Annotated in this window: 16 protein-coding genes and 4 tRNA genes; 8 read left to right on the forward strand and 12 right to left on the reverse strand. The window is 29.3% G+C overall.

The window, feature by feature from the left end; genetic code table 11:
• Positions 1-20: 20 nt before the first annotated feature.
• From GCL60_RS14595 to rsmA, 7 genes are all read right to left on the reverse strand, one after another.
• On the reverse strand, positions 21-749 hold the full coding sequence (locus GCL60_RS14595; protein WP_153421413.1) for a hypothetical protein: 729 nt from the start codon (positions 747-749) through the stop codon (positions 21-23).
• A gap of 47 nt (positions 750-796) precedes the next feature.
• Positions 797-1891: an FAD-dependent oxidoreductase gene (locus GCL60_RS14600; RefSeq protein WP_153421414.1), complete on the reverse strand. Its 1095-nt coding sequence runs from the start codon at positions 1889-1891 to the stop codon at positions 797-799.
• Between the two features lie 79 nt (positions 1892-1970).
• On the reverse strand, positions 1971-3395 hold the full coding sequence (locus GCL60_RS14605) for a S41 family peptidase (RefSeq protein WP_153421415.1): 1425 nt from the start codon (positions 3393-3395) through the stop codon (positions 1971-1973).
• Between the two features lie 205 nt (positions 3396-3600).
• Positions 3601-4425: a succinate dehydrogenase/fumarate reductase iron-sulfur subunit gene (locus GCL60_RS14610; protein WP_237639069.1), complete on the reverse strand. Its 825-nt coding sequence runs from the start codon at positions 4423-4425 to the stop codon at positions 3601-3603.
• A 19-nt stretch (positions 4426-4444) separates the two neighbouring features.
• Positions 4445-6364 (reverse strand): fumarate reductase/succinate dehydrogenase flavoprotein subunit, encoded by a 1920-nt coding sequence (locus GCL60_RS14615; protein WP_153421416.1) that lies wholly within the window; start codon positions 6362-6364, stop codon positions 4445-4447.
• A gap of 6 nt (positions 6365-6370) precedes the next feature.
• Entirely contained in the window at positions 6371-7036 is a 666-nt protein-coding gene (locus GCL60_RS14620; protein WP_153421417.1) for a succinate dehydrogenase cytochrome b subunit, read from the reverse strand.
• Positions 7037-7388: 352 nt separating this feature from the next.
• A complete protein-coding gene (gene rsmA, locus GCL60_RS14625; RefSeq protein WP_153421418.1) occupies positions 7389-8276 on the reverse strand; it encodes a 16S rRNA (adenine(1518)-N(6)/adenine(1519)-N(6))-dimethyltransferase RsmA in 888 nt (295 codons plus the stop codon).
• Positions 8277-8344: 68 nt separating this feature from the next.
• Here rsmA and GCL60_RS14630 point away from each other — a divergent pair, with 68 nt between their 5' ends.
• Positions 8345-8983 carry a glutathione S-transferase family protein gene (locus GCL60_RS14630; RefSeq protein WP_161998233.1) on the forward strand — a complete coding sequence of 213 codons (639 nt, stop codon included), beginning with the start codon at positions 8345-8347 and terminating at the stop codon, positions 8981-8983.
• A 1105-nt stretch (positions 8984-10088) separates the two neighbouring features.
• Here GCL60_RS14630 and hflX read toward each other — a convergent pair.
• The 5 genes from hflX to GCL60_RS14655 all read right to left on the reverse strand — a co-directional run bounded on the left by hflX (position 10089) and on the right by GCL60_RS14655 (position 12038).
• Positions 10089-11498: a GTPase HflX gene (gene hflX / locus GCL60_RS14635; RefSeq protein WP_153421420.1), complete on the reverse strand. Its 1410-nt coding sequence runs from the start codon at positions 11496-11498 to the stop codon at positions 10089-10091.
• Positions 11499-11629: 131 nt separating this feature from the next.
• Positions 11630-11704, reverse strand: a tRNA-Thr gene (locus GCL60_RS14640).
• A gap of 55 nt (positions 11705-11759) precedes the next feature.
• A tRNA-Gly gene (locus GCL60_RS14645) sits at positions 11760-11836 on the reverse strand.
• A 33-nt stretch (positions 11837-11869) separates the two neighbouring features.
• A tRNA-Tyr gene (locus tag GCL60_RS14650) sits at positions 11870-11955 on the reverse strand.
• Between the two features lie 7 nt (positions 11956-11962).
• A tRNA-Thr gene (locus tag GCL60_RS14655) sits at positions 11963-12038 on the reverse strand.
• A 221-nt stretch (positions 12039-12259) separates the two neighbouring features.
• Between GCL60_RS14655 and GCL60_RS14660 the strand changes: the two genes are divergently transcribed.
• From GCL60_RS14660 to GCL60_RS14690, 7 genes are all read left to right on the forward strand, one after another.
• The gene (locus GCL60_RS14660; protein ID WP_153421421.1) at positions 12260-12823 is read left to right on the forward strand and encodes a hypothetical protein; all 564 of its coding nucleotides are present in this window, start codon (positions 12260-12262) and stop codon (positions 12821-12823) included.
• A gap of 227 nt (positions 12824-13050) precedes the next feature.
• Entirely contained in the window at positions 13051-14529 is a 1479-nt protein-coding gene (locus GCL60_RS14665; RefSeq protein ID WP_153421422.1) for a hypothetical protein, read from the forward strand.
• 326 nt (positions 14530-14855) lie between these two features.
• Positions 14856-15269, forward strand: coding sequence for a hypothetical protein (locus GCL60_RS14670; RefSeq protein ID WP_153421423.1), 414 nt, complete (start codon positions 14856-14858; stop codon positions 15267-15269).
• Positions 15270-15719: 450 nt separating this feature from the next.
• Positions 15720-18224: a hypothetical protein gene (locus tag GCL60_RS14675; protein ID WP_153421424.1), complete on the forward strand. Its 2505-nt coding sequence runs from the start codon at positions 15720-15722 to the stop codon at positions 18222-18224.
• A gap of 324 nt (positions 18225-18548) precedes the next feature.
• Entirely contained in the window at positions 18549-19580 is a 1032-nt protein-coding gene (locus tag GCL60_RS14680; protein ID WP_153421425.1) for an ATP-binding cassette domain-containing protein, read from the forward strand.
• Entirely contained in the window at positions 19573-20370 is a 798-nt protein-coding gene (locus tag GCL60_RS14685; protein ID WP_161998234.1) for an ABC-2 family transporter protein, read from the forward strand. Before GCL60_RS14680 ends, GCL60_RS14685 begins: the two co-directional genes overlap by 8 nt.
• A complete protein-coding gene (locus tag GCL60_RS14690) occupies positions 20371-21147 on the forward strand; it encodes an ABC-2 family transporter protein (RefSeq protein WP_153421427.1) in 777 nt (258 codons plus the stop codon). It abuts the gene before it with no gap.
• Positions 21148-21183 lie beyond the last annotated feature (36 nt).

Here is a 21183-nt window from a genome sequence, read left to right on the forward strand (position 1 = left end):
TTTAATTATATAATTAATTATTAATTTGTACCTTTAGTTGCTTCTTTTGGTATATTATTCTGAGCTGAAGGATTTTCATTATTTAATGCTTCTGGTGAAGAACTTGTCTCAACAGAAGGAGAAGGTTGTGGTTTCATTTGCATTGGAGCTTGATCTTTTAATGGTACTGAAGGAGCAAATTCCTTCTGCATTAAAGGAGTTGAAGGAGCTTTATCCATTGGCGCCAATTTTCCTGTTTCTTTAGAATAAACTCCTTTTTGAACTGGTAAATCAGAATATTCTGTTTTAGAAAACTTAGGCAATTCTCCTGGCATTAATGGATGATAACTTTGTTCAACACCTATTTCATAATGGGGCGCATCAATATAAATATTTCCATTACCATCTATATTTATATTTACATTTTCAAGTTCTTGATTTTTTATTGAGTTAATATTTACACCATTTAAGTAAATAATTCTTCCTGTCATATATGTGGAGTCATAAGGTAATTTTTTAGGGCTCATCGGAACTGGTTGAATAGAAATACCTTGGGGTTTTGGTAAAGTAACGCTTGGAGATCCCATTAAATCTAAACTTTGCGATGGAATAGGAATAGCAGCACTTCCAACTCTTTGAACCCCAGTTCCTTGTAATGGAGGGGTTTGAACTGGAATCTCTTGTTGAGCATTTTGTGCTTGAATATTTAATGGAGTTAAAAAAGAAAAAAAAATGATTTTGTTAAAAAATTTCTTTAAAAAAACTATCATATTGTTTCCTCTTTTATATTTTTAGATAATATTACCACTTATGCATTTTATTTAAAGAGTAAATTTTGCACTATATGTCCAATAACAGGAGCAAAAAGATACCCACTTTTATGCGCTCCAGTGCAAACAAATGCTTTAAATTTTGACTCTGAAATATTTAATTTATCTAAAACAACTTCAGTATGACCATAGCCAACCCTAAAACCATTTAATTGTGATAATTCATTTATTTCGCTTAAATTTGGTGAATCATCTATATTATTTTTAGCTAATTCTAATATTATATTATTTTTTAAATTTATTTCTTTTAAATTCACTTCATTAATTGATTTTATTCTTAAACTTGAAGAAGATATATAAGTTTTATTTATAATACCACTAAAAGTAACTTTAGATTTTAAGTCGTTAGATATTTTTTCAGATAAAATAAAATTATTATTAATATTATGAATAATGTTATCTCCAAAAAAAGTAGACCCAAATGTTAATCTTTCTTGTTTTGTCATTTGCAAAGGCAATGGAATGTTTAAATTTTCTAATAAACTTTTTGTCCAAGCACCTGTGCAAAAAATTAAATGTTCAATTTTTTTATCTTTAATTATTTCATGATATTTTTTCTCAGAAAAATTATTTTCTTCAAATAAAACACCCCTTTTTATTAAAACATTTTTTAATATATTTAATAATTTTTGAGCATCAACCCAAGATTCATCTAAATATTTTATTTTATTTTCTTCTATTTTTAGTATTGAATTTGTAGGAAGATTTTTTTTCTTTAATAAATTATCATCTTGCTTTACTCTTAAATAGTGCTTATCTCTATTATTGCTAGATGTAAAATAATCTATGCCTTCCCCATTTTTAAAAATAGTGTCAATGGGTAAAGAACAATTATCTTCTTTTAATAAATTATGAATCCAATTTTTATAAATTTTTTTACCGTGCAATTTAAGTTCAAAATGAGAATCTCGAGCAAATAATTGACCTTTTGTTGCTAAATTTGCTGCTGCTGCTTTAGATCCAGAAAATTTGTGATTATTTGTAATTATTTTAATTTCTATTCCCTGAAATATTTCTCTTGTTAAATATTCAGCTACAGATAATCCTAATATGCCAGAGCCAACAATAATTAATTTTGCCATCTTTCTACCTCATTAAAAAACAAAGGAAAGAGTCCTTTCCTCTTTCCTTTCTATATGACAAAAAAGATTAAAAATTAAGTTATCTTGAATTATCTTGAAGATAAGAATATTTACCCATACTTTTCAAATATAAAAAAGCACTCCGTACTTGATAATCATCTCTTAAATTCGATGGCCATGAATTAATTTCAATTTCATTTTCGTTTTGTCTTCCCTGTAATGCGATCGTATCTTGATCTTTAGCTTCTATATGCTTATCTAAATCTGCTTCTCTTCTTGGAATACGCTGATTGGGACCTTCATTTTGTAATTGTTGTACTTTTCCTAAAATACTTTGTGAAATTAAAGGAATATCCGGGGTAATTCCTTTTGCTTGAATACTTCTTCCTTTCGGAGTGTAATAACGCGCAATAGTCATTTTTAAAGCTCCTCCATTTGGCAGAGGAATAATATTTTGAACACTACCTTTTCCAAAAGTTTGGGTTCCCATAATAATTGCTCTTTCTCTATCTTGCAAAGCACCAGCTACAATTTCACTTGCACTTGCTGTGCCTTCATTCACTAAAACAATCATTGGAAAATTTGATAATGTGTTTCTTTTAATTGCGTATTCTACATCATCTGGTTTATTTAAATCTCTTCCTATTGTAGAAACAATAATTCCAGAATCAATAAATAAGTTTGTTACTTTTACTGCCTGATCAAGTAAACCACCCGGATTATTTCTTAAATCAAGAATCAACCCTTTTATTTTTCCATTATTTTTTGCTTCGAAAGATTTAATATATTTTCCTAGTTGCTCCGAGGCATCTTCTTGAAAAATGGTTAATCTTGTATACGCATAGCCATTTGAAAGCTGAGTTAAAGAAGCACTATTGCTTCTAATAATTTCTCTTTCAATTTTTACTTTTTTAATAATATTTTGTTTCCCATTTTTATCTGGAGTAAAATACTCTAAAGTAACATCAGTTCCTATAATTCCACGCATTTTGCTTAAAGCTTCTTCTATAGTTTTAGGGGTAACAACAATATTACCTACCGAATAAATAATATCTCCTACTTTTAATCCAGATCTTTCAGCAGGAGAGCGTTCAATAATTTCAACAATTTCTAATTTTCCACCTGCAGGATTAATGACAACACCAATACCACCAAACTTTCCACTCGTATCCGTTGAAAAATCAGAGTACTGTTTTTGAGTCAAATACGTTGTATGAGGATCAAGATCTGCAGTCATCCCTTTTAAAGCTTTTTCAATTAATACATCTGGATTTACGGCATTAGGCTCAACATAGTTTGACTCTAATAAATTAAGAACTTTTGAAAATGACTCTAATGATTGATATTTTTTATTTTCTAAATCATTTCTTTGTTTTATTTCTTTTGGATTATTTTCTGGTGGAGTTACATTTGAAAAAAGCAATTCTTTATTTGGATATGCGCTTTGGAATGTAAAGAACAAAAATAATAGAATAATAAAATTATATAACTTTATTTTAGTCATATTAATACCTTAATTTCAATTTATTATAAAATACACTTTATTAAATTCTTTTAATTGTAATATGAATAACATTTTATATAAATATGGTTAATTTTGACTAAAAATTTTTCATTATTATTGATCTTAAATTTGAAAATTATTTTATAAAAAAAATAAAAATAATTCATAATCTTATTTTTAATTTTATTATGAATTATTTTTTTAATTAGGCAGGAGAACCTTCGCTTGCACCACCTTTACGGTTTGGATAACTTTTACGTCCCGAAATCATGGAACGCATAAACTCTCTATTTAGCCTTGCGATATTCTCTAAACTAATATCTTTTGGACATGCACCAGCGCAGCTTCCCATGTTTGTACAAGAACCAAAATCTTCTGCATCCATTTGATAAACCATTTTTGCAACTCGTTCCGCTCTTTCTGCTTGTCCTTGAGGTAACAAAGAAAGTTGTGATACTTTTGCAGAAACAAACAACATGGCAGCCCCATTACGGCAAGCAGCAACACAAGCTCCACAACCAATACATGTTGCCGCATCAAACGCTAAATCGGCATTTTCTTTTGGAATTGGTAAAGCGTTTCCATCTGGAGAACTTCCTGTATTCACTGAAATATAACCACCAGCTTGGATAACACGATCAAATGCGCTTCTATCGACAACAAGATCTTTAACTAAAGGAAATGCTTTTGCTAAAAAGGGTTCAACAACGATTGTTTGTCCATCATGATAGTGTCTCATGTGCAACTGGCAAGCCGTAGTTGATTTTTGTGGTCCATGTGGATTGCCATCAATTACCATAGCGCATGAACCGCAAATTCCTTCTCGACAGTCATGATCAAAAGCAACAGGTTCTTCCCCTTTTAATATCAGCTTTTGATTTAAAATATCTAACATTTCAAGAAAGGACATATCTGGATTTACGTTATTGAGTTCATAATCAACCAACTTACCTTCAGAATGTGGATTTTTTTGTCTCCACACTTTAAGGTGCAAAGTCATCATTTTGTTACTTTCGTGTTTACTTTCCATAAGGCCATTATCCTTTTTATTACTTATAACTGCGTTGGGTTGGGTGACAATAATCAAACTTTAATTCTTCAACATGACGTTCTGGTTTTTTACCTTCACCTTTAAATTCCCACGCAGCAACATGGGCAAATTTTTCATCGTCTCTTTTTGCTTCATTATCTGGAGTTTGATGTTCTTCACGGAAATGGCCGCCACAGGACTCTTCTCTTGTTAGAGCATCTAGACACATTGTCTCACCTAACTCAATAAAGTCTGCAATACGTCCTGCTTTTTCGAGCTCTTGGTTTAATTGCTCGCCTGTTCCAGGAACAGAAATATTATTCCAAAATTCTTCTTTAATTTTTGGAATCATTTTAAGAGCTTTTTCCAAACCTTCTTTATTTCTAGCCATACCACAGTAATCCCAAATGACATGACCAAGCTCTTTATGAAATTGATCTGCCGTTTTGTTACCTTTAATTCCCAGTATTTTATTGATACGATTTTTTGCACTATCCATAGCTTCTTTAAACTCTGGATTATTTGTTGTTACTTTTTGTAAATTTGTTCCACCAATATAATTCGTAAGAGTTGTTGGAATAATAAAGTAACCATCAGCAAGGCCTTGCATTAAAGCAGATGCACCAAGGCGATTTGCTCCATGATCCGAAAAGTTTGCTTCACCTAGAACATGCAAGCCTGGAATAGTAGATTGTAAATTGTAATCGACCCAAAGTCCGCCCATTGTATAATGAACTGCTGGATAAATTCTCATTGGAGTTTTATATGGATTTTCACCTGCAATTTTTTCATACATTTGAAATAAGTTTCCATATTTTTCTCTAATTTTGTCTTCGCCCAATCTATTTATCGAATCTTGAAAATCTAAAAATACAGCTAATTTAGAAGGACCTACACCATGTCCATTATCACATTCTAGTTTTGCCGCTCTTGAAGCCACATCTCTAGGAACTAAATTACCGAAACTTGGGTAACGGCGTTCTAAATAATAGTCACGTTCATTTTCAGGAATTTGTGAAGGCATTCTAGTATCATTTAGATTTTTAGGAACCCAACAACGCCCATCATTTCTTAAAGATTCTGACATAAGTGTTAACTTAGACTGATGATCACCAGAAACGGGAATACAAGTTGGATGAATTTGTGTATAACATGGGTTTGCAAAAAGGGCTCCTTTTTTATGAGCTCTCCAAATTGCAGATGTATTTGATGCCTTTGCATTTGTTGACAAATAAAAGACGTTACCATAGCCACCTGTTGCAAGTACAACAGCATCGGCGTGATGCGCTTCAAGTTCACCTGTAATAAGGTTACGAACTATGATACCGCGTGCATGGCCATCTACCATTACTATTTCAAGCATTTCACGGCGCGGATACATATCCACATTGCCATCTGACACTTGACGCATCATAGCCTGATAGGCACCGATTAATAATTGCTGTCCTGTTTGTCCACGTGCGTAAAAAGTACGAGAAACCTGTGTCCCACCAAACGATCTTGTATCTAAAAGGCCGCCGTATTCTCTAGCAAATGGAACACCCAATGCAACACAATGATCGATAATTCTAACAGATGTTTCTGCTAAACGATAAACATTTGATTCGCGGGCGCGGTAATCGCCACCTTTTATCGTCTCATAAAATAAGCGATAAATGGAGTCGCCATCATTTTTATAATTTTTTGCCGCATTAATTCCACCTTGAGCAGCAATAGAGTGAGCTCTTCTTGGAGAATCATGAATAAAAAAACTTTTTACATGATAACCCATTTCACCTAATGAAGCTGCAGCAGAAGCGCCTGCAAGTCCTGTTCCAACAATAATAATTGAGTGTTTTCTTCTATTCGCAGGATTTACAAGCTTTGATGAAAAACGATGATTTGTCCATCTATCTTCAATAGGACCAGTTGGACTTTTTGAATCAAAATTAAATGTCATATTTTGTTACCTTGCAAGAAATACAAAAAGTGGTTGAGAGAAAAAACCCGCTGAAACAATAACTGCGTAGGTGTAGCCAAAATATTTAAAAAATTTATTATAACGGGGATGACTTATTCCAAGTGTTTGAAAAATAGATTGCACACCATGATAAAGATGCATTCCAATTAAAACCATAATTATGCAGTATGAAGCTACATAAACAGGATCTTGAAATTTTTCTAGAACCAGTTTAAATAAATCGCGCATTTGTACACCATCATAAGTAACAAGATATGTTGGTCCAAATTTAAATGTAATTAAATGCCAAATTACAAATGCTAAAACAATAGAACCTGTATAAATCATGGTGCGTGAGGTAATAGATGCTGATTTTTCTTTTACTGGTGTTACAGAATAAAATTTAGGTTTCGATCTTGAATTTCGGATAACTAAACTAATTCCTGTGAAAGCATGTATTAAAAGAACACCTAACAAAAAGGCCTCTATTATATAAATTGCAGGATTTGCTGTTAATGCATGCGCATATTTATTATATGCTTCAGCACCAATAAAAATTAATAAATTACCAAGCATATGAACCATAACAAACAATGACCATACTATGGCTGTAATAGCCATAAAGTATTTTTTACCAATGGTACTCGTTAAAAAACCAGAATTTGCCGACATAGAGCAATTCTCCTAAAAAAAGACAAAAAAAACATGACGACCTTATAAACAATTTGAGCCAAACACTCATCATGCCAAACATATAAAGCTAATACTCACATATAGCAAATTGCAAGCGTAACAATAAGATCGTACTTTGCTTAAAGCATAACCGTAATCAATCTTTTAGATCATCATTATCAATTAAAATATTAAAAATTGATTTATAAAGAAATCTTCTAATAGTATCAGCTTTTTTCTATGCGTAAATTTTGCATCATATATTTTTGTTATTAAAATTTGATATACACTTTTGATAATTTCGTAAAAAAAATTAAAAAATTATTGATAATGATTTTCAATATAAATTTTTTTAATTAATCCCTAAAAAAAATTTATGGAATGCTAATATTGTTTTTGGCGGGAGAGTATCTGGCCTAGTTTCTTCGCTAATACCATGTTGATGAGCTAATTTCCAAAAACTTTCTATTTTTCCCGGTTCTTTTTTTTCTAACTCACCTAATTGAGCAGCAAGTGCACGACGTAACATTTTTCTACGCGCACTAAATAAAACTGTTGTGAATTTACTAAAAGCATTATCTTCTTCAAACGTAGGAAAAGAAAAATCTTTAGGAGTTAATTGAATAATCGCAGAATCTACTTTTGGCCTTGGAACAAAACAATGTGATGGAACTTCAAATAGCTTTTGCACATGAAAAAACAACTGTATACGTACTGTTAATCTTCCATAATCTTTTGTTCCTGGCTTTGCATTTAAACGATCAGCAACTTCATTTTGCACCATAAAAATTCCATGATTATAAAATTCTTTATATTTGCAAAACCAAAATAATATATCACTTGTAATATAATAAGGTAAATTACCAACACAAATCGTTTTATTTAAATTTGAAATTTTTTTATCATTATCTGGAGACCATTTTAGAATATCAGTTTGAACCACATTAATTTGATCAGGATTACTTTTTACTAAAGTTTCATTCAAGCCGTCTACAGCTCTTTGATCTTTTTCTAGAGCAAGAATGTGAATTCCTCTATCAAGCAATGGTTTTGTAAGCGATCCCGAGCCAGGACCAATTTCATGTAAATATTTGTTACCATCTTTTAGAAATAAAGAATTGATAGAACTAGCTATTTTTTCAATAATATTTTGATCATTTAAAAAATTTTGTCCCAATGACTTTTTAGCATGTAGGTGAAAGACTTGATTTGGGTTTTCCTTAAATACTTTATTCCTCATAAATTTCCTAATGACTCAAGGTTATTCTATAATGACACCATTGAATTCATTGCAAGAAGGAGACTGTTGTGTCAAGTCATCAAATCATTCTTTATGAAAGCCCTGCCTCTCGCTCTGATAGAGTCAAATTTTTACTCGAAGAAATAAAGATTCCTTACAATAAAAAGACAATTTCCATTCCAAAAAAAGAATATAAATCTGAGGATTTCCTAAAAATAAATCCAAATGGAACGGTTCCTTTCTTAATAGATAACGAAACCGGTATTCATATTTCAGAATCGGGAGCTATTTGTAATTATTTAGCTAGAAAGTATAAAGATAGACTTTATTTTCCAGATAAAAATTTAAAAGAAATCGCTCAATATGAAGAAATGATGTATTTTGCTGTTAGCACTCTCGACCCTGTCTGTTTTCAAATTTTGTTTCATTCTAAATGGTACCCTGAGGAAAAAAGAATCCCATCAATTGTTGAAGAAAATGTAAGAAAGTTTGTTTTTTGCGCTGATTTTCTAAATAGAAATTTAGCAAAAAATAAATTTGTTTTAGGGGATAAAATTAGCACCCCAGATTTTATTATTGCTCCCTCTTTATTGTGTATTAAAGAAGAAGTAAAAAAACATTCTTTAATTCAAGAATATGTAATGAACATATTGAGTTTGACTTCTATGAAAAAAGTTAGACATGATGTAAAGATATTTAATTCTTAATTGTATATTTAATTTTTTGATAGAGTTTAAAACAAAAAAGCGTTGATTATCAACGCTTTTTTGAATCTTTTGCAACTGCTTGTGGCTCTTGAGGTTTTGATTGATTTACAACAGGAGCTGACTTCGCTTTGTCTTGTTTCTTCTTTTTTTTGCTGTCTTTACTAGGCATCACAATCTCCTTTTGACTGCATTGTTAACGTTACTTTATTAAGTTAAGTTATTATAACCTAGAAAGCAATACTAGTGACATTTTTTATTGATCAATAATTCAAATTTTTGATATTTGAACTCATTCGCCCTTTCTCGGCTCTTATTGTTTAGTATTTCATATTTTTAAAGTTTATATTTCTATTAAAATTTGTAATAAAATAGATATTGAAACTATTTACTATGTTTATTAAACATTTATATAATATTTTTTTTATTTTAAAAATTGATAATTTATTTTTTATCTATTCGATTCATAGAAAAATTTAAATATTTTATTTTTTTAAAACTGATTAACATCATTTTAAAAAAATCCTATATTTTGCAAAGTAAACTAATCTGACATTATTTTTTGACATTATAAAATCAGAGGGCCAGCCGTTCGGTGCTAACCCTCTGTGTCGTTCTTCTGAGGAAGAAATGTGGAATGTATATTTTGTGAGGACAATGCTATGGCGAGAGATCAAAGGTAGGGAAATATTTGGATGGTTTAAGAAGCCTTAATCCTCCGAACTTTTTGTGTCATGGCTTCTTTGTGAGTTATAAACTCAACTTATTTTAAATTGCAAGCCTTAACATGAGGTATCTAAAAAAAAGACTACCAATTTTTTTCTAACAAAAAAAACAATATTTTTTGATGCCTTGTTTTTTCAACACAACCATCAAAAAGAGACATAAGAAAATATGATTTTATGAATAAATTCATACTTTTTCAAACAATTAAAAAAATGACACACTTTTAAATATTGCTTTAATTTTAATCATATTAATAAATTTTTATTGTTTTTATACCAATTAATTATAATGAAGAGCTAAAAAAAAATATCAATTTTATTATTTTTTATAATTTATTACAATTAGATAATCTTCAGGGTAAAATGATCACAATATTTAATTTTTAAAGTTGATACCGTTCTTTTAATTTTTTTATGATTTCTTTTTTACCTCTAACAGTAATATAGATCCCGTCATTTTCATATTTTTCTTCTATGACTCTTAAATTTTCTCTAATATCTCCAATTGCCCCTTGGGTTTGGTAAGATATAAATAGTTTATCATCTGACATTTCTTTTTCAAAAAATTCTCTAATAAATTCATGAATCATTTTAATATCTTTATCATTTCTGGTTGAAATAAATAAAGAATCTGGAAATTCATGTCTCAGTTCATGCAGCTCTTTTTGGGATAATAAATCAATTTTATTAAATATATAAATAGAAGACATTTCTTCTGTAACACCAATGCCAGATAGTGTTGTTTTAGTAACTTCTAAATGGGTTCGCCAACTTTTATCGGAAGAGTCAATTACATATAAGAGTAAAGAGGAGTTTAATGCCTCATCTAATGTGGAACGAAAGGAAACCACAAGGTCATGCGGAAGCTTTCTTATAAATCCAACTGTATCTGAAACTAAAATTTTAGGATGCGTTTCCGGATGCAGCATTCTTACCGTAGTATCTAAAGTGGCAAATAGTTTATCTGCTACTAAAACATCACTTCCTGTTAATCTTCTCATTAAAGAGGACTTACCCGCATTTGTATATCCAACTAAAGCAACACAAGGCTGATCTGAACGTTTTTTACGCCTTGTTCCCTGTTCCTTTTGGATGGAAGAAATTTCTCTTTTTAACTCAGCAATACGATCCCTTATCCGACGCTTATCAAGCTCAATATCAGTTTCTCCGGCCCCTCGAGCACCAGCACCACTTCCTTGCCTTTCACTTGAACCACTTTCGCGAATACGCGGCGCCAAATATTTCAATCGAGCAATTTCAACCTGAAGCCTTGCCTCTCTTGTTTTGGCATGTTTGCTAAATATTTCAACAATGACACCGGTTCTATCAATCACTTCAACAGAAAAAGCGCTTTTAAGATTTGCTATTTGAGATGGCGTTAATTCACAATCAAAAATAATTGCATCTGGTTTTTTTGAGGGATCAAATACTTCCTCTTCATCTTCTTCATCATCAAGAGAGTAGTCATCTACTTCTAACTCTTCCTCTCTTTTATTATTTTCTTCTTCTTTTAATTTTGCTTTTGTTTTTTTGATGACGGGTCCTGTTTTTACAATTCCTGTTCCACCAGTAACCTTAGCAATTTCTTTTAATTTACCTTCACCCAACGGAACGGCACCTGAAACATTTTGTCTTCTTTGATAAGTAGTAGCGACTACCGTAAAGCCCAATGTGGTAACAAGTCTTTTTAATTCCTCTAAAGATTCTTGGTTTTCATAATCATTTACTTCTGGGGTTGGCACCCCTACAAGCATCGCTTTAGGAAGTTTTCCATTATTTAAATCAATTAGCATAAAAAACCTTTTTGTTTATTTCATCTGAAAAAAAGAAATTTTTTTGTTATATCAACAAAAAAAAGTATTTATCGTTTAATCGATACCAATATTATTAAATATTTTCTAGTGAAGTTGCTTTTGATAAATACTGGAGCCCATATCCGGGCTTGAACCGGAGACCTCTTCCTTACCAAGGAAGTGCTCTACCACTGAGCTACATGGGCTTATGTAAAATAGTAGATGCGAAAGAATCAAAAAAGAAGTGAGTTAAAACAAATTTGGAGCGGGTGAAGGGGCACGATCCCTCAACATTCAGCTTGGAAGGCTGACGCTCTAGCCAATTGAGCTACACCCGCTTAAGATGTGACTGTATAAATACACAGTATAAATGGTGGGGAGGGGCAGATTCGAACTGCCGAAGTCGTAAGACAGCGGATTTACAGTCCGCCCCATTTAGCCACTCTGGAACCTCCCCGATACCGTGGAGCTGGCTAAGGGAATTGAACCCCCAACCGCCTGATTACAAATCAGGTGCTCTACCAATTGAGCTAAGCCAGCGTACGTCTCGGTGAAGAGGTGAATAATGTATGACAGCCAATCTTGTCAAGCAATCTTATAAAAAAAAAATTATCCTATTACTTAAGGCACTTATAAAAAGATAACAATTGAGCCCCAAAAAAGGAATTTTTTTCCTAATTATTGTTTGACTATTATAATAACGATCAGTTTATTTTATATATCTCAAAGGATAAAATATAAAATAAGGAGATTAAAAAATTATGGGGGACTTAGAAAAAAGCATTTTTTATAAAGATACAAGCTTATCCTTTATTTCAAAAACTCTCTTTCTATTTACCTTTCTTTTCCCACTTACAGCTCAAGCTCAACAAGTTTATAGTGGCGGAGAAGATGACATGAGAGATATTTTTGTTGCAGGAGGATATGGAGCCTTATTTGGCGCCACTATGGGCACAGCTATTTTACCATTTTTATCTGGCTCTCCTATGAACAATATACGTGTTGTTGCTGGTGGGGCTTCTATTGGCTTTATGATGGGTAGCGCTTACGGATTGTATAATGTTTCTAAAGCCCAAACAAACTCATATTTTAACTACACACCCGAAAATAATGATGATAATTATTATTATAGTATGCCTCCTATCATTCCAGGGCAAGGGTATGTTGCACCAAAAAAAGAAGAAAAAAATATCGTTAAGAAAAAAGAATTGCCTAAAGCGGGCGCTCTGATTGTTGGTGAAGGAAGCGATATTGGATTCGCTATTCCTGCCTTTTGGGTTGGAGAAAAACAGTTTGGTTTTGTACTCGCCTCTTTAAGATTTTAGTTAAATATTTTTATATTTTAAAATAAATATTATTTTCAACTCCAAATTATTATTAGAAATTCAATTATTCATAAAATTTTACAAGTTAATACTCAAAAAATAGCTATTTAATTAATCATTAATCATCCCGTAATCCATTTTTTTATAATCTATCAAACTAGACCATGAATATGTTGAATTTTTCAGCATTTTCATTTTTAACGCACCTCTCAGAGAAAGGTTGTTTTATGTCTAGTTTTTGTAAACTTTCCCTTGTTTTATCTTCTGTGGCCCTTGCTGTTGTAGGTTGTAAAAAATCTTCTGGCGGCAGTGACTCTGCTAGCAGCTCAAATGACGCTCAAGCATCATCCCAAGGCACAACACCAGCAGCAGCAACAACACAAGATTACTTACTTATTGGCGCTCCAAATGCATCTAAAGGCATGGGCGCTGTTTTAATTTGTAACCTAGACGGAAGCTCATGTAGCCAATTTCTTGGTGGAGAAAGCACAATTGCAAGCGCAAAAAGCTTAAAACTTCAACCAGGAGATAAATTTGGAACAAGTATAACAGTAACTGCCTCAAGTATTTTTGTTGGAACTGCCAGCAAAACGGGTGGATCTGGCGAAGTTTATAAATTTGATCTTAGCGGCAAAAGCGGAGAAACTATTGATATTGCAGACTTGTTTCAAGAAAAACAATATTTTGGAAAAAGCATATTTGCAACTTCAAAAAGTTTATTTGTTGGAGCTCCACAAAGAAAAAACGATGCAGCAACATCTAGTGGTGCTTTGTTAAAATGTGACTTAGATGGTACAAACTGCGCTGATTTCCTTGGCGGAAGCGATACAAGCCCATCTACAACTGTATTAGCTCAATCTGCTGGAGGAGCTATTTCTGGATTTGGCGCAAGCGTTTTTGCTAACGATAAAAATCTATTTGTTGGTAGCCAAGGTGGAATTGGAAAAGTTTTCAAATGTGATGCAGATGGTGGAAACTGTCTTCCATTAGACACTTCAAAATTAGGACTTATCACTAACGATAACTTAGGAAGCACAGCAATTGTAGGCAATGACAAAAATCTATTTATTGCCGCTGTTGGAAGAGACCAAAACAAAGACATTTCATCAACTTACGACATTGGAGCTATCTTTCAATGCGCACTTGACGGAACAAGCTGTACTGAATTCCTTGGTGGAAAAAGCACATCCGCAACATCTGTTAGCTTAAAATTAGCACAAAATGATAAATTTGGTTCTAGTTTAGCTTTATCTAAAGATGGCCAATCTCTTTATGTAGGTTCTATTGGAAGAAAAGATCTTACAGGAAAAGCATTTGGTTCCGTATTTAAATGTGCAGTTGATGGTTCAAGCTGTACAGAAATAGTTGGTGGCCAAGTGGCTGAGCAAGCAGCTCCTACAGCTTCTTCTTCTGAAGCTTCTACTACAGCAACTACAGCTCAAGCAGCTCCTAGCTCTACAAGTGCAACACCAGCCCCAGCTGCTACCGCACCTGTTGTTGCAAGCGTAGGCTCTTCTGCTACTTCTTTAAAACTTGAAACAAGTTCAAAAGATAGCTCATTTTTTGGAGCTGGATATGACAATGTTTCTGGTCCATTAGTTGGAGCGAGCGTTGCTGTTGTAACTTTACCAATTCAAGCACAAGTTGCAGCTCCTGCAGCTCCTGCAGCTCCTGCGGCTCCTGCGGCTCCTGCGGCTGCTAAATAACGATTAGGCTTTTTTAAACAAAACTGAGCGTTATTCTAATGCAAAAAAGGTAGGGATTTATACAACTCCCTACCTTTTTTTTATTTAACTTATTGCCCCACCCCTAAAAGAAATTATTTTAAATAAATATAAAAAAAGTGTGTTCATTATCCTTATTTTTAGATATATACTTAAAATGTAATACATGAATAACTGAATTTTAGTTATAGTTATTACTTAAAAATGCGAGTGATTAACCGTAAAAAACGAAAACGCATTTATAAACCCACTTTCCTTTAAAAATATTCTAATATTATTAGTTATTTATTAAAAATAGAGTTATTCTTATGAGCTTAAATAATTTTGTGAAATTTGTATTAATTATATGCGCCTTTTCTATTAAAAATAAGGCTTTTGCCTGCTATGATCTGTTTGTAGATAATCAAGAAAAAACAACTTTTTCCTACAAAGACCACCCAATTCATCAAATCTGTACACCGACAACATGCCATTTTCAAATTTGCAATACTTCACTTTTTCAAACGACTTTTTATAAAGAAAATAAAAGAATTAATTTATTTATTAGGTATAATCAGGATTCAACTTTAGATGTTTTTTCAAACGAATCTGGTTTTATAAAATTAAATAAAAACCCAGTTATTGTAAATATTTTACCTCAACAAATTTATCTATGGTCAACTGATTATGGAATTTATATAAATGATAGCAATAGAAAAACTCAAGTACTTAAAGAATGGTAATTAATATAAAAAAAATCTCATCCATATTTATATTAATAAGAATAAAATTAATGGTAATCTAATTTAAATTAATTAATTAATGGTACTCTATAAAAGAATATTAATTTTATTAGATAAATTTTATTTACAAATTTAGATTATTTTATTAAGCCCAGTTTTGTTTTTTCATTCCTTTACTTTTCTTCATGGAATAGATTTAATATTTTTACAATACAACAGGATGTTACTATGAACAAAAAATCAATAATTACCTTAAATTTATCTTTATTTTCAAAAAATATTTCACATTTAATTAATATAAAATACTCCATTAAAAATTAGAAAAAGCATTTTAAATAAACCTTAAAAAATCAAGGTATAGAAAAAATATCTATAGAACAGTTCGAAATTGGAATAATAATTCCATAATAGATTAATTAAAATTAAAAATGATCAAAGGAAATTTTTTATATGAATAAAAAATGGATAACTCTTTTTCCTTTTTCTTTACTATTAATACAAACTTCTTATAGTATTAGTATAGAAGATGCTCAAAAAAATTATTATGAAATTGAAAGAATTCAAAATGAATTACAACAAGATTCTGATCAAGGTTCGCTAGCCCATGATAGGTGGAATAAATTTGATAAAATAAAAATTCAATTTGAAAAATACAAAAAAATTCATGAAAATATATATCTAAACACAAATAAAATATTAGACGCTATTTATTTTAAACCTATTAAAGAGAAACTCTTAGAATATTACGCAAGTTTAATTATAATTGAAGAGCTTGATAAAAAATATTTCGAATCAACCTATCATGGAAAAAATGCAGAAGCTGTGTTTTTAGAAACCGTTTCCCAATTTGATAATTTATTTATTCAATGTATCAATCAATCCATTTATTCTTATCTCAATGCTTTTGAAAAAAAACATACCTCTATAATAAATAAAATTGAATTTTATTCTTGGTTTAAAGCATATTTTCCAAGTATGAACAAAGAGCATAAGGCTGGATTTGAGCCTGCACATTACTATTCAGATTCATTTCATACATTATTTGATCATGAAATATTTAGACCATTTTTGTCATCAACAGAAAATAAAAATTATAATTTTAAAATTTCAGAAATAAGCTTTGGAGAATATTGGAATAATGCAAATTTAAAACCATCTTTTAAAAAAGTAACTTCCGAAAAAAAATTTAAATTTATTTTTAACAATGATCCAAAATTAATCAAATATTATTTAGATAAAAATCAAACTCCTTCACTAAAGATTATCGAAACATTAAAAAATAAAAAATCTTTAATTCAGTTAAAATTAATTACAAATAACTTTAACTCATCTATTTTAAAATTAATTCATTCTACCTCTAATAAAGCAAATATTTTGAGTTCTAAAAAAAATAATGCAATTACAAAAAATTTAATTTGGAGTCAGCAATTTAACCTTAACTATTTACAACCTCATAAAATAACATCACCATTAAATAAGAATTGCCTCTCAATATCAGAATCAAATAATTTATTATCAGAAAAAAATTCAAAAAATAATCTTAATTTAAATTCATTCTCATGCTCTATTTCAGATAAAAGTCAGGATTGGATCATTGTTTTTGAAAAAATGAGATTTAAAGGGTTTAGAATATATTCTGCATCATATCCTGGATATTGCTTGAAAGACTCAAACGAGTATGGATTATCTTTAAGTACATGTGATAAAGATTCAAAAAGTCAAATATGGACTTTCAATAAATTGCCTAATAAAGTGAATGCATTAATAAATGCAAAAACGGATAAATTTTTAAAAATTTCTGACGATTTAAATGATCAAACTTGGATGTTTCAATATACAAAATCTAATTTAGATCGAATTTTGTTTTCACTTATTAATAAAAAAGATACATATACTATTAAGGATTGGAGTAATGGTAATAAAATTAAAAATGATTTAGCATACGCAATAAATGTTGCTTTATTTATTCATAAATATAAATTAATAAGTCATTCTGATTTATTTTTTAATAAAGTAACTCTCACAAGATGGTTTCAAGATTTAGATTACAAATCAAAACAAGTTATTCAAAAAATTGCAAAAAATAAGTTTTATGAAATTTCTGAAACAGACATCTCAGAATCATTTCAATATCTGATTTTTACAAAAAAATTAAATAATAAAAATATAATTTTAAAAAACGCTAATGATATTCAATTAAATGAATTAATTGGAAACTCATTCCTTTTGCAATCCAACGAAATACCTAAAAACCTAAATAAAATATATTATAATATTCAAAATTCGATTTCAGATATCAATCATTCTTTATCAAAAGATAAGAGTGATGATATGTTATCACATTATAAGATTTCCCTTTTTCATTCTTATGTTCCACTTTATATAGTGCCTAATGATGAAGAAGCTGCTTTCAATCGTTTGGATCCTTATTTACAAAGATTTTTTGATATGGTGGATGAATGTGATCATTGGTTGCCTAACTTTAATAATGAAAGAATGCCTACATATAGACAGGTTTGGGAAAATTGGTCCAATGGCTCATGGGATCCTGACGAAGAGTTTCGCCAATTATTTGAAGAAACTTCCGAAATACGATCACAATTAACACCAAACCAATTTGCAAATATTTTTAGGCGCATTCAAGAATTGACGCTCCGTGATTATTCCGATGATGATATGAGCACTGCATCTTTTGATATCAGATCATTAGAATCAGATTTATCTTCACTATATGAAGAAGAGTCTGAAATGAGTTTTTGGAGTTCCAATATAAACTCACCCCTTATATTTGAACCAGAAGAATTAATAGAACCCATTTCGGATCTTATGGAAAATGCGGAATATTCCATGATTGATTTAGAAGCCTTCATAAATTCAAATGAACTTGCCTCTGTTACCACTTCTCTAGAAGCAACATCTGTCAGTACAATATTAACAATAATTCCAATTTTATAATTTAAAATTTATTTTGAGATTTTTTAAAATTTAAAATCTAAAAACTCCATAAATAAAAAATTTAGTGACTCATTTATTAAAAATATTGTAATTATAAAAATATATTTTAATCTTTATAGAGTTTGACTATTTTTTATATTCATAATAAAATTAAAAAATGATTCATGGTGCTTTGAATCTAATTTTACAACTAAAATAGTAGTATAATCATGCTCATGGACTACTTAAAATTAAAGAAATGACACTTATAAATATGTTTATACTAAATCTCTAAAATTATTCTAATTTTAACAAAATCATTTTAAAAATATAATAGGAAAAATAATGCAAAATGCTATTTGCTTAAAAAACATATCAAAATATGTTTATGAAAATATTCAAAACGATAATTTTAATTACTATAAGAAAATGATAAATTATTTTTCACCCGAAAAAACAAAAAAATATCTTGTAAAAAATTGTTCTATAAATTTAGAAAAAGGAAAATCATTAGCAATAATTGGACTAAATGGAGCCGGAAAATCTACATTAATGAAAATTATTTCAGGTGTTATCTCACAATCAGATGGTGAAATTAAAATTTTAAATTATACTCCCTATGACAGAAATAAATTTTTTCTAAAAAAAATAGGAGTTGTTTTTGGCCATAAAAGCTCCTTATTATGGGATATCCCATTAATATTTAGTTTAGAACTTCATAAAACCATTTATCAAATTGATGATTCTAGTTATCAATCTCGCTTAAATTACTTAACTGAAGTACTAAGTCTAAAAGAATGCTTAAATAAAAAAGTTAAATTTATGAGCCTTGGAGAACGTGTAAAATCGGATCTATTAATGAATATGCTACATAATCCTGAACTTATTTTATTAGATGAACCAACCATTGGTGTCGATATGGAATCAAAAATTAAAATAAGAGAATTTATTAATAATGAAAAAGAAAATAATAATTGTACTTTTATTTTAACATCGCATGACCCTGCTGATATAGAAAATTGTTGTGATAAAATTAATATCTTAGCTAAAGGGGAAATCGTCTTTTCAGAAGAGACTGAAGTTTTAAAGAATAAATATAATGAAAAAGTGAAAATAATTGTAAAAAAAGTAGATAAAAATTATGAATATTCTATTTTAAAAGACACCATTTCAGGATTTATAGATGCTACATTCAATGATATTGGAAACAACCTAAATATTGTGTTTGATAAAAAAAATGAGCTGTCAATTATAAACATTCTCATTAAATTAAAAATAACGTCTTTTGAAGTAAAAAAAATGTCTTTTGAAGAAATTTTAGCAGATAAATTTCAAATTTTTAAAAGTGATCATGAGGAAAGAATTGAGGATGAATAATTTTGTTGAAAAATTAGAACAAATTAAAAAATTTATATATATTTATACATATGAAACTTTATCGCACAAAGGAAGTATTTTATGCGATTTATTTATTGGTATTTCACTCCCAATTACAATACAAATTATTTCTTGGAATTATATTTATTCAAATGAGACTCATATTCATAATTATACCTATTTAAAAATGATTTTGTATATTATCGCAACAGTAACTATGTTTAATTTAAATAATGGCTATGATTTAATTAATGACACTTCAAAAAGAATTCAAAATGGATCTATTGATATATATAATATAAAGACAATGTCTTACTTTAGTTTTTCATTATTTACTATGATTGGACGGCAAATATTTTTTATTATATTTGGTATTATTATTCTTATATTATGTTGCATTTTAAATAATAATTATATTTATATTATTCCTACCATCATTTTTTTATTTTTATCACAATTTATTTGTTTTCAAATATCATATATTTTTGCACTTATTAATTATTGGGTAGTGCAGAATGATCTTATCCAATTTACGTATTTCTTATTAGCACAAATTTTAGGAGGAATTTTATTACCTATTGAGTTTTGGCCAGAAACATTCCAAACATTTCTAAAATACAACCCATTTAGGGTTACAATATCTGGAATACCTGATTTAATTTTAAACCCAAGCAATCTTTCTTTACTAAAATATACTTGTTTACTTATTTTTTACGGAATTTTATTTCAAATTATTATTTTATTTTTGACAAAAAAATCAACTAAAATAAATCCTTCTTATGGTGGTTAAATGTATTTAAAAATTTTATTAAAAACATTAAAACTAAATTTAAAATCTCAAATGGATTACAAAGTAAATTTCTTTGGTGATTTTATTATGACTATGTGTTATTATATTTTTACAATTTCTATATTTAAAATTATATTTTCTTATACAACTAGTTTTAAAGGATGGACTTTTCAAGATTTTTATTTATCTTTTTTAGTCTTTATTTCTATAAATTTTATTTTAGAGACTATAAGTGATTCTTTATATGAATTTTTTGAAAATTTGTTTTCAGGAAAAATAGATACTTATTTGTGCAAACCTTTAAATTTATCTTTTATTGTTATATTTAGTTATCTTCAACCATTAAAACTTTTATTTTCAATTATATTTATTTCATATTTGTACTATTATATTTTCATAAATAATTTATTTTTAAGCATTAATCATGCTATCTTTTTTTCTGCTTCATTAATTGTTTATATGATTATATGTATATGTTTTACGTTTATTTTTCATTCACTAAATATTTTTTCAGATAAAAATTTATATATTGGTTACTATCAATATCACATCATGCAATTATGCTTTATTCCTCCAAATACTTACGGAAGAAATATATTTAAAATTTTATTTATGACTGCTCCATTTATATTATGTTCTTCCGTTCCTATTTTTATTTTAACCCACCAAAAAATACATTTACTATATTATTCATTTATACCAATGTTTATAATGGTAAGTATTTCGATTTACTTATTAAAAAGTTATAAAAAGCTTTTAAAATCATTTGGCGGTTAATCTCAATCCTATGATTAGAATACCAATTTAATCATA

Origin of the sequence: Silvanigrella paludirubra (genome assembly GCF_009208775.1) — a bacterium.
GTDB classification, from domain to species: domain Bacteria; phylum Bdellovibrionota_B; class Oligoflexia; order Silvanigrellales; family Silvanigrellaceae; genus Silvanigrella; species Silvanigrella paludirubra.

Bases quoted from the DNA above. Each gene is read 5' to 3' on its own strand.
- GCL60_RS14595 (WP_153421413.1), bottom strand. From the start codon at position 749: ATGATAGTTTTTTTAAAGAAATTTTTTAACAAAATCATTTTTTTTTCT.
- GCL60_RS14600 (WP_153421414.1), bottom strand. From the start codon at position 1,891: ATGGCAAAATTAATTATTGTTGGCTCTGGCATATTAGGATTATCTGTA.
- GCL60_RS14605 (WP_153421415.1), bottom strand. From the start codon at position 3,395: ATGACTAAAATAAAGTTATATAATTTTATTATTCTATTATTTTTGTTC.
- GCL60_RS14610 (WP_237639069.1), bottom strand. From the start codon at position 4,425: ATGGAAAGTAAACACGAAAGTAACAAAATGATGACTTTGCACCTTAAA.
- GCL60_RS14615 (WP_153421416.1), bottom strand. From the start codon at position 6,364: ATGACATTTAATTTTGATTCAAAAAGTCCAACTGGTCCTATTGAAGAT.
- GCL60_RS14620 (WP_153421417.1), bottom strand. From the start codon at position 7,036: ATGTCGGCAAATTCTGGTTTTTTAACGAGTACCATTGGTAAAAAATAC.
- rsmA (WP_153421418.1), bottom strand. From the start codon at position 8,276: ATGAGGAATAAAGTATTTAAGGAAAACCCAAATCAAGTCTTTCACCTA.
- hflX (WP_153421420.1), bottom strand. From the start codon at position 11,498: ATGCTAATTGATTTAAATAATGGAAAACTTCCTAAAGCGATGCTTGTA.
- GCL60_RS14660 (WP_153421421.1), top strand. From the start codon at position 12,260: ATGGGGGACTTAGAAAAAAGCATTTTTTATAAAGATACAAGCTTATCC.
- GCL60_RS14665 (WP_153421422.1), top strand. From the start codon at position 13,051: ATGTCTAGTTTTTGTAAACTTTCCCTTGTTTTATCTTCTGTGGCCCTT.
- GCL60_RS14670 (WP_153421423.1), top strand. From the start codon at position 14,856: ATGAGCTTAAATAATTTTGTGAAATTTGTATTAATTATATGCGCCTTT.
- GCL60_RS14675 (WP_153421424.1), top strand. From the start codon at position 15,720: ATGAATAAAAAATGGATAACTCTTTTTCCTTTTTCTTTACTATTAATA.
- GCL60_RS14680 (WP_153421425.1), top strand. From the start codon at position 18,549: ATGCAAAATGCTATTTGCTTAAAAAACATATCAAAATATGTTTATGAA.
- GCL60_RS14685 (WP_161998234.1), top strand. From the start codon at position 19,573: ATGAATAATTTTGTTGAAAAATTAGAACAAATTAAAAAATTTATATAT.
- GCL60_RS14690 (WP_153421427.1), top strand. From the start codon at position 20,371: ATGTATTTAAAAATTTTATTAAAAACATTAAAACTAAATTTAAAATCT.